Genomic DNA, 236 nt, shown 5'->3' with positions numbered 1-236 from the left:
GCTGCGCTGAGGCTGGCTTGCGTCGCAATAATATGGCCGCTATTGAGCAAGCTGCTTGAACCGGTGCTGAGTTTGCCGCCCGCTAATAACTGCCCGTCATTGGTTAACGCGCCGCGGGTGGTTAAGGTTAAATCATGTCCGGCCTGCAGTGTCGAGTCGGCCAGATTGCTGAAATCACGCTGTAAATCAAGGGTCAGATCCTGACTGGCAACTATCTTGCCTGCGTTATTGTCAAG

The 236-nt window shown here is 53.8% G+C and carries 1 protein-coding gene; it reads right to left on the bottom strand.

Annotated features, from left to right (window positions below; all coding sequences use genetic code 11):
- On the bottom strand, positions 1–236 hold a 236-nt coding region (locus V1952_RS22805; RefSeq protein ID WP_420075666.1), incomplete at both ends, for a hypothetical protein.

It is taken from the genome of Yersinia sp. 2542 StPb PI (assembly GCF_048593855.1).
Taxonomy (GTDB): Bacteria; Pseudomonadota; Gammaproteobacteria; order Enterobacterales; family Enterobacteriaceae; genus Yersinia; species Yersinia enterocolitica_E.
The sequence above is the reverse complement of the archived record's forward strand: the minus strand, read 5'-3'. Positions and strand labels throughout refer to the sequence as shown.